The organism is Herbaspirillum autotrophicum, assembly GCF_001189915.1.
Lineage (GTDB): Bacteria > Pseudomonadota > Gammaproteobacteria > Burkholderiales > Burkholderiaceae_D > Herbaspirillum > Herbaspirillum autotrophicum.
Window position 1 is genome coordinate 129,721 of record NZ_LFLS01000014.1, and the last position, 7,080, is coordinate 136,800.

At 59.2% G+C, this 7,080-nt stretch carries 8 protein-coding genes and 1 pseudogene; 6 read left to right on the plus strand and 3 right to left on the minus strand.

Annotation, left to right across the window (positions count from 1 at the left end; genetic code table 11):
* Nucleotides 1-52 precede the first annotated feature (52 nt).
* The 6 genes from accB (at nt 53) to AKL27_RS12960 (ending at nt 5,729) form a co-directional block, all read left to right on the plus strand.
* The gene (gene accB, locus AKL27_RS12935) at nt 53-508 is read left to right on the plus strand and encodes an acetyl-CoA carboxylase biotin carboxyl carrier protein (protein ID WP_050463239.1); all 456 of its coding nucleotides are present in this window, start codon (nt 53-55) and stop codon (nt 506-508) included.
* A 108-nt stretch (nt 509-616) separates the two neighbouring features.
* A complete protein-coding gene (gene accC / locus AKL27_RS12940; RefSeq protein ID WP_050463240.1) occupies nt 617-1,999 on the plus strand; it encodes an acetyl-CoA carboxylase biotin carboxylase subunit in 1,383 nt (460 codons plus the stop codon).
* A 3-nt stretch (nt 2,000-2,002) separates the two neighbouring features.
* Nucleotides 2,003-2,917 carry a 50S ribosomal protein L11 methyltransferase gene (prmA, locus tag AKL27_RS12945; protein ID WP_050463241.1) on the plus strand — a complete coding sequence of 305 codons (915 nt, stop codon included), beginning with the start codon at nt 2,003-2,005 and terminating at the stop codon, nt 2,915-2,917.
* Entirely contained in the window at nt 2,874-4,058 is a 1,185-nt protein-coding gene (locus AKL27_RS12950; RefSeq protein WP_232310982.1) for a DUF3426 domain-containing protein, read from the plus strand. Before prmA ends, AKL27_RS12950 begins: the two co-directional genes overlap by 44 nt.
* A gap of 96 nt (nt 4,059-4,154) precedes the next feature.
* The gene (locus AKL27_RS12955) at nt 4,155-5,090 is read left to right on the plus strand and encodes a carbohydrate kinase family protein (protein ID WP_050463242.1); all 936 of its coding nucleotides are present in this window, start codon (nt 4,155-4,157) and stop codon (nt 5,088-5,090) included.
* A gap of 90 nt (nt 5,091-5,180) precedes the next feature.
* Nucleotides 5,181-5,729, plus strand: coding sequence for a peroxiredoxin (locus AKL27_RS12960; protein WP_050463243.1), 549 nt, complete (start codon nt 5,181-5,183; stop codon nt 5,727-5,729).
* A gap of 26 nt (nt 5,730-5,755) precedes the next feature.
* Here the strand turns inward: AKL27_RS12960 and AKL27_RS12965 are convergent, their stop codons facing one another.
* The 3 genes and pseudogenes from AKL27_RS12965 to AKL27_RS28415 all read right to left on the minus strand — a co-directional run.
* Entirely contained in the window at nt 5,756-6,070 is a 315-nt protein-coding gene (locus AKL27_RS12965) for a DUF167 domain-containing protein (RefSeq protein ID WP_050463244.1), read from the minus strand.
* On the minus strand, nt 6,067-6,609 hold the full coding sequence (locus AKL27_RS12970) for a YggT family protein (RefSeq protein WP_050463245.1): 543 nt from the start codon (nt 6,607-6,609) through the stop codon (nt 6,067-6,069). The genes AKL27_RS12965 and AKL27_RS12970 overlap by 4 nt, the downstream gene beginning before the upstream one ends.
* A gap of 268 nt (nt 6,610-6,877) precedes the next feature.
* A pseudogene (locus tag AKL27_RS28415) lies at nt 6,878-7,080 on the minus strand (histone); the annotation flags it as partial.

A 7,080-nucleotide genomic window follows, 5' to 3' on the forward strand; every position in this document is an offset into this window, starting at 1 on the left:
CGATGACCGTCTAATCAACTTGTTGTCTACAACTACATACTGAGGAATTCACATGGATTTACGAAAACTCAAAACGCTGATCGATCTGGTCGCCGAGTCCGATATCGAAGAGCTGGAAGTCACCGAAGGTGAAAGCAAGGTGCGTATCGTCAAGTCGTCGCACCAGAATCAGGTTGTCATGATGCAGCCGCAAGCCGGCTACACTCAGCATGCCGCACCAGCACCGATCGCAGCGCCGGTCGCCGCCGCACCGGCAGCGCCGGCAGTTCCTGAAGGCTACATCGTCAAATCGCCAATGGTCGGCACCTTCTACCGTTCGTCCGCGCCAGGTGCGCCGGCATTCGTGGAAATCGGCAGCGAAGTCAAGGAAGGCGAGACGCTGTGCATTATTGAAGCAATGAAATTGCTCAATGAAATCGACACCGACAAGGGTGGCGTCATCAAGCAAATCCTGGTTGAGAATGGTCAGCCGGTCGAATTCGGCCAGCCATTGTTCGTTATCGGCTAAGTCCTGCATGCGCCGTGAGGGTTGCGCCTGCATATCCGGCAAGCGCCGGCCCGAACCGCGACGAACTTGGTTATCTGTAAACGTTTGACTCTTGGCAACGCTCCTCTTATGTTCGAAAAAATACTCATCGCCAACCGTGGCGAAATTGCTCTCCGTATCCAACGCGCCTGCCGCGAAATGGGTATCAAGACTGTGGTCGTTCACTCCGAAGCCGACCGCGAAGCGAAGTACGTAAAGCTGGCTGACGAATCCGTCTGTATCGGCCCGGCGCCATCGGCACTGAGCTATCTGAACATGCCTGCAATCATCAGCGCGGCAGAAGTCACCGATGCCCAGGCGATCCATCCCGGCTACGGCTTCCTGTCGGAAAACGCCGACTTCGCTGAACGCGTAGAGCAATCCGGCTTTGTCTTTATCGGTCCGCGTGCGGAAAACATCCGCATGATGGGCGACAAAGTCGCCGCCAAACAGGCCATGATCCGCGCCGGCGTGCCTTGCGTACCGGGCTCGGAAGGAGCATTGCCGGACTCGCCGAAGGAAATCGTTCAGATCGCCCGCAAGATCGGCTATCCGGTCATCATCAAGGCAGCAGGCGGCGGTGGTGGTCGCGGCATGCGCGTGGTGCATACCGAAGCGGCCCTGATCAATGCCGTCACCATGACCAAGACCGAAGCCGGCGCTGCCTTTGGCAACCCCGAGGTATACATGGAGAAGTATCTGGAAAATCCGCGTCACGTGGAAATCCAGATTCTGGCCGATCAGGAACGCAATGCGATCTGGCTCGGCGAACGTGACTGCTCGATGCAGCGTCGCCACCAGAAAGTCATCGAAGAAGCACCGGCCCCCGGCATCCCGCGCAAGATCATCGAAAAAATCGGTGAGCGCTGCGCCGAAGCCTGCCGCAAGATGAATTACCGCGGCGCCGGCACCTTTGAATTCCTGTATGAAAACGAAGAGTTCTATTTCATCGAAATGAATACGCGCGTGCAGGTGGAGCATCCGGTCACGGAAATGATCACCGGCGTCGACATTGTGCAAGAACAGATCCGCATCGCTGCTGGCGAAAAGCTGCGCTATCGTCAACGCGATATCGAACTCAAGGGCCATGCCATTGAATGCCGTATCAACGCCGAAGATCCGTTCAAGTTCACACCGTCGCCAGGTCGCCTGACCGCATGGCACGTGCCGGGCGGTCCTGGCATCCGGGTCGACTCGCATGCTTACGCCGGGTATTTCGTTCCACCCAACTACGATTCGATGGTCGGCAAAGTGATTGCCTACGGTTCGACCCGCGATCAGGCGATTCGCCGCATGCAGATCGCCCTGTCTGAAATGGTGGTGGAAGGTATTCAGACCAACATCCCGCTGCATCGTGAATTGATGGTGGATGCACGCTTCATCGAAGGCGGCACCAACATTCATTACCTTGAACACAAATTGTCGGAACGACCAACTGCACCAGCCCCGACCGACAAAACAGCGAAGAAGTAAGCAATGAGCTGGACTGAAATAGTCATTGAAGTAGCGCGCGATCAGGCCGAGGCATTGTCCGACGCCCTGATGGACGCCGGCGCCTTGTCGGTGTCGGTGGAAGACGCCGATGAAGGTACCGACGCCGAGCAGCCCCTGTTCGGCGAGCCCGGCATGGAACCCAAGGAATCGGCGTGGGAACGCAGCCGCGTGGTGGCACTGGCCGATGTCGATGCCAATCACGCGACCATCGTCGCCGATGCGGTCGCCGCCCTCGGCCTCGACTATGCCTTGCCGTTCGCCTTGCGTCCGGTAGCGGAGCAAGACTGGGTGCGTCTGACCCAGTCTCAGTTCGAACCGATTCACATCGGCAAGCACATCTGGGTAGTGCCGAGCTGGCATGATGCGCCTGATCCTGATGCGCTGGTGCTGGAACTCGATCCCGGCCTGGCCTTCGGTACCGGCAGCCATCCGACCACGCGTCTGTGCATGGAATGGCTGGAATCGCATCTGGCGGCAGCCCCGACCGTACTCGACTACGGTTGCGGCTCGGGGATTCTGGCGCTGGTAGCCAAGAAGCTGGGATCGCCGGTAGTAGTCGGCGTCGATATCGATCCGCAAGCCCTGGAGTCAGCCCGCTTCAACAGCGAACGCAATCATTGCGAAATCGAGTACCACCTGCCCGAAGCATTTGCGCAGGCGTATCCGGTCGGACAGACGTTTGCCGTCGTGGTCGCCAATATTCTGGCCGGCCCGCTGCAAGTCATGGCACCGATGCTGGCCGGGCGGGTAGCGGCTGGCGGCGCTCTGGTCTTGTCCGGCGTGCTGGACCGGCAGGCCGATGAAGTGATTGCGGCCTATGCGCCGTATATCAGCCTCACGGTCTGGGCTGAACATGAAGGCTGGGTGGCGCTCGCCGGTCAGTTGCCGGCAGCATGAAGATGCCGCGCCGTCGCCACTGCGGGGGGCGCTGATGGCGTTGGCGACGCAATGTCCTTTTTGCCAGACGACATTTCGGGTCGCCAATGACCAGTTGAAGTTGCGCGGCGGCCTGGTCCGCTGCGGCGCCTGCAACGAAGTATTCAATGGCAGCGAGCATCTGGTGGATCCGGATGCCGCAGCCAATCTCCCCGCCACTCCGGCAAATCAGGCATCCTCTGCCGCCGTACCGTCGGCAACAACGATTGCAGACACGCCTCGCACTACCAATACCTTCGTACCGCCGGCCGTCCCGCCACAGCAAAACCTGTCGTCCGCTTTTGCCGGCATTGCTGCTGAAACCGAGGAAGGTCCGTGGTTTACGCCCAGGCAGGAACAGCCGCCAGAAGCGCGCGACGAACCGCTGCCATCAACAACGCCCGACGCATCGGCGGACCACACGGCCGACAGCTTTCCGGTACCGTTGGTGTCATCCGCGCCACCGGCCGCCGATGAATTGACGCGCCTCAGCGCCGCCGCTGCGGCCGAACGTGCAGCAGCCGACGAAGAACCGGCAGCGATCGAACCAGAAGAACTGGAAGAAGATCCCGAACAAGACGAAGAGTACGAAGATGAAGACACGCCGGACTTCGTCAGGAAAGCCGAACGACGCCAACGCCTCGGGCGTGTCACCCGGGTCCTCATGCAAATCGGCGCACTGCTGCTGACACTGACGCTGCTGACCCAGGCCACCTATTTCTGGCGCAATCAGATCGTCGGCTGGCTGCCGCCGCTGCAACCGGCATTTGCCTCGGTGTGCGCGCTGCTGCATTGCACGGTCGGTTTGCCCACCGACATCAGCCAGTTGTCCCTGGAATCGAGCGAGTTGCAACTGCTGCCGCCGAACCAGAATATCTACACACTGACGCTGGTGATGCGCAATCGCAGCCATACCGCCCAAACCTGGCCCTATCTGGAGCTGACGCTCAATGACGGCGAAGAAAAGGCCATTACGCGCCGGGTATTTACCCCGCGTGAATACCTGGCGACGCCCGCCACCGCCGATGGCATCGCCGCCGGCAGCGAGCAACAGGTAAAAATGGTGTTCGAACTGGCGCAACCGGCCGCTTCCGGCTATCGGTTGTATCTGTTTTACCCGTAATCCCGCCGGCACCCGGCGCTTGACGCCAAGAAATTCGGAAACAAACGGCGCTTTCTTCTACAATGCAGCATTCATCACTTCTTTCCGTCTTTTTCCATGAGCTCACTCATTTGCGGTTCCCTCGCGTTCGACTCCATCATGCAGTTCGAAGGACGTTTTTCGGAGTCACTGCTGGCCGATCAGTTGCACAAGATCAACGTCTCGTTTCTGGTGCCAAGCATGCGCCGCGAATTCGGTGGCTGTGCTGGCAATATTGCCTACAACCTGAAGCTGCTCGGCGGCGAACCGGTGATCATGGCGACCGTCGGTCAGGATGCCGCACCGTATCTGGAACGTTTCGACCAACTGGGGATTTCCAAGAAATGCATCCGCGTGATCGGCTCCTCGTTCACCGCCCAGTGTTTCATCACCACTGATGCCGGCGGCAATCAGATCACTGCGTTCCATCCCGGCGCGATGACGTATTCGCACGAAAACAAGATCGCCGATGCTGGTCCGGTCAAGTTCGCGATTGTGGCGCCGGACGGCCGCGATGGCATGCTGCAGCATGCAGAGCAGAGCGCGGCGCTGGATATTCCGCTGATTTTCGATCCGGGCCAAGGCTTGCCGATGTTCAACGGCGATGAACTCAAGCACTTCATCGATTTGGCTACCTATGTCGCAGTCAACGATTACGAAGCCGAGTTGCTCACTTCCCGTACCGGCCTGTCGCTGGCGCAAATTGCAGAACGCGTCAGCGCACTGATCGTGACCCGCGGCGAGCAAGGCGCCGAGATTTTCGCCGGCAAGGAAAAGATCGATATCCCGTGCGTACCTGCAAAAACCATTTCCGACCCGACCGGTTGCGGCGATGCGTTCCGTGCCGGCATGCTGTTCGGCCTGACCAAGGGTATGGACTGGGCCACTACCGGCCGCCTGTCGAGCCTGATGGGTACGTATAAAATTGAAACGCAAGGTCCGCAAAACCACGCACCAAGTCTGGCTGAAATCGAAGATCGCTTTCACCAGGCATTCGGCTACCGCTTCGCGTAAGCCAGGCTGCCGGTTGCCGCCGGCCATCGGTCTGCACGACTGAAGGCGCGGCCACCGGCAATCCAATCGTTGCACCTGAAAGGAATCATCATGAAACGTCTCGCCGCTGTCTTGATACTGTTGGCAGGCGCGCTGGTCGCGAGCCGTTTCACGCAAGCTGCACTGAAGCCCGGTGATCAGGCGCCCGACTTTACGACGCAGGCATCGCTGGGCGGCAAGGTTTCCACCTTCTCGCTGGCCGCAGCCTTGAAGAACGGGCCGGTGGTGCTGTATTTCTACCCGGCCGCATTTACCACCGGCTGCACCATCGAAGCCCACCTGTTTGCCGAAGCGATTGATCGCTACCAGGCACTCGGCGCCACTGTCATTGGCGTTTCCAACGACAAGATCGAAACCCTGAACAAGTTTTCCGTCAGCGAATGCCGCAGCAAGTTTGCCGTAGCCGCCGATACCGACCAAAAGATCATGAAGTCTTATGACGCCGTGATGCTGGGCAAGTCAGATTATGCCAATCGTACTTCCTATGTGATTGCACCGAATCACACCATCATTTACGAATACAGCGCCCTCAATCCCGACAAGCACGTGGAAAACACGCTGCAGGCATTGCAGCAGTGGGCTGCCAGGAACAAGAAATAAGCCGGTAACAGACCGGCGGCAGCGAACTACGCCGCCGCTGCCGGCCACAGACGGGCAACTACCGCGGATGCCGTCAGGCCGCCGCTTCTGATTTCCAGCAATTTGCGTTTGTTGCTTTGACCGTGCGTCAGGACGACAGCACTGCGAGGGACATCCAGCGTTTCCGCCAGATAACGGATCAAGGCCAGATTGGCCTTTCCTTCTATCGGCTGCGCCTGCAGCCGGATCTTCAATACTGCATCGAACGGACCGAGCACCTCGGTCTTTTTGGCATTGGCGGTAATTTGCACCGCCAGCCGGATGCCGGCGGGAACGGTGCTGCACCAGCCGGTTTCACTCATGCGACCGATAAAATCAGCGAGCTGATCACGCGCACCGCTATCTGCAACAGGATCAGCGCTGCCAGCGGCGACAGGTCGACATTCCCGATCAACGGAATGATGCGGCGCAAAGGACGCAGCAGCGGCTCATTGAGGGCACCTACGAATGGCGCCAGCGGCGCATGCGGATTGACCCAGCTGAAGATCGCCTGAATGATCAGGGTCGCCATGAAGCCGTAGCAGATCCACTGGAAGAAGCGCACCAGCGACAACAGAATGATGGGCTTGAAATCAAACCCGGACATGAAGCCGACGGCAGCAATGATCGACAGCAGTACGATCAGAAACGCTCCCACCAGGCTGGCCCAGTCGTAGCCGCCGGTGCCGGGCAAGACCCGCCGCAACGGCTTGACCAGCCAGTCCGACAACTGGAACACGAACTGCCCTACCGAGGCCGGCGGACGTACGCGCACCACCTGCATCCAGAAACGCAACAACAGCACGCCGACCAGAATGCTGGCAACGGCGTCGACAATCAACATGAAAATGCTATGCAACACGGTCTGTCTCCATAAGAAAATAGCCACTCTCAACCCGCACAGGGTTGCAGCGACTGTGCTCACACTACCGATGTGCTACGTCGTTAGAACTGATTTCATCAATCTCCGCAGCGGGCGGCTCCAGCAACACTGATGAAATACGTTCCCTCATTCTGGCATGCCTGCGCGCCATTCGCGTGCCGGCTACCCACAAAAAAAACCGCTGCATGACGCGAGCCACGCAGCGGGATCATGTCTGACCTAAGTCAGACAACAGACGCCATCCTGATTATGGACGGGTTGTGCCTGTCGGGAACGGCCAAGCCGCTGCCGGGTTCAGCACTGTCTTGACTGCAGGTGCAGCTGCCGCTGGCTTGGCTGCTGGCGCCTTCTTGGCGGCCGGCTTCTTCGCTGCTGGCTTTGCTGCTGCCTTGACGGCAGGCTTGGCTGCAGGTTTAGCCGCGGCCTTCGCTGCTGGCTTTGCTGCAGGCT

Excerpts from the sequence above, each read along its gene's own strand:
- accB (WP_050463239.1), top strand. The coding sequence starts at position 53 with ATGGATTTACGAAAACTCAAAACGCTGATCGATCTGGTCGCCGAGTCC.
- accC (WP_050463240.1), top strand. The coding sequence starts at position 617 with ATGTTCGAAAAAATACTCATCGCCAACCGTGGCGAAATTGCTCTCCGT.
- prmA (WP_050463241.1), top strand. The coding sequence starts at position 2,003 with ATGAGCTGGACTGAAATAGTCATTGAAGTAGCGCGCGATCAGGCCGAG.
- AKL27_RS12950 (WP_232310982.1), top strand. The coding sequence starts at position 2,874 with ATGAAGGCTGGGTGGCGCTCGCCGGTCAGTTGCCGGCAGCATGAAGAT.
- AKL27_RS12955 (WP_050463242.1), top strand. The coding sequence starts at position 4,155 with ATGAGCTCACTCATTTGCGGTTCCCTCGCGTTCGACTCCATCATGCAG.
- AKL27_RS12960 (WP_050463243.1), top strand. The coding sequence starts at position 5,181 with ATGAAACGTCTCGCCGCTGTCTTGATACTGTTGGCAGGCGCGCTGGTC.
- AKL27_RS12965 (WP_050463244.1), bottom strand. The coding sequence starts at position 6,070 with ATGAGTGAAACCGGCTGGTGCAGCACCGTTCCCGCCGGCATCCGGCTG.